This window comes from Vibrio ulleungensis (genome assembly GCF_016900875.1).
Classification (GTDB): Bacteria; Pseudomonadota; Gammaproteobacteria; order Enterobacterales; family Vibrionaceae; genus Vibrio; species Vibrio ulleungensis.
Genome location: NZ_JAFEUM010000025.1, coordinates 1 through 1,129, shown reverse-complemented (window position 1 = coordinate 1,129; position 1,129 = coordinate 1). Strand labels below are relative to the sequence as shown.

Here is a 1,129-nt window from a genome sequence, read left to right as displayed (position 1 = left end):
CAGCACTTACACACCCTGCCTATCAACGTTCTAGTCTCGAACAACCCTTTAGGACACTTAAAGTGCCAGGGAAGACTCATCTCAGGGCTCGCTTCGCGCTTAGATGCTTTCAGCGCTTATCGATTCCGAACTTAGCTACCGGGCAATGCGATTGGCATCACAACCCGAACACCAGAGGTTCGTCCACTCCGGTCCTCTCGTACTAGGAGCAGCCCCCTTCAATCTTCCAACGCCCACGGCAGATAGGGACCGAACTGTCTCACGACGTTCTAAACCCAGCTCGCGTACCACTTTAAATGGCGAACAGCCATACCCTTGGGACCGACTTCAGCCCCAGGATGTGATGAGCCGACATCGAGGTGCCAAACACCGCCGTCGATATGAACTCTTGGGCGGTATCAGCCTGTTATCCCCGGAGTACCTTTTATCCGTTGAGCGATGGCCCTTCCATTCAGAACCACCGGATCACTATGACCTGCTTTCGCACCTGCTCGAATTGTCATTCTCGCAGTCAAGCGGGCTTATGCCATTGCACTAACCACACGATGTCCAACCGTGTTTAGCCCACCTTCGTGCTCCTCCGTTACTCTTTGGGAGGAGACCGCCCCAGTCAAACTACCCACCAGGCACTGTCCTCAACCCCGATAAGGGGTCTAAGTTAGAACATCAACACTACAAGGGTGGTATTTCAAGGTTGACTCCACTTGAACTGGCGCCCAAGTTTCAAAGTCTCCCACCTATCCTACACATGTAGGGTCAATGTTCAGTGCCAAGCTGTAGTAAAGGTTCACGGGGTCTTTCCGTCTAGCCGCGGGTACACTGCATCTTCACAGCGATTTCAATTTCACTGAGTCTCGGGTGGAGACAGCGTGGCCATCATTACGCCATTCGTGCAGGTCGGAACTTACCCGACAAGGAATTTCGCTACCTTAGGACCGTTATAGTTACGGCCGCCGTTTACCGGGGCTTCGATCAAGAGCTTCGCGCAAGCGCTAACCCCATCAATTAACCTTCCGGCACCGGGCAGGCGTCACACCGTATACGTCATCTTACGATTTTGCACAGTGCTGTGTTTTTAATAAACAGTTGCAGCCACCTGGTATCTGCGACTCCCAATAGCTCCATCCGC

Annotated in this window: 1 rRNA gene; it reads right to left on the bottom strand. The window is 53.0% G+C overall.

Annotated features, from left to right (window positions below):
• Positions 1 to 1,129, bottom strand: a 23S ribosomal RNA gene (locus JQC93_RS20215); the annotation flags it as partial.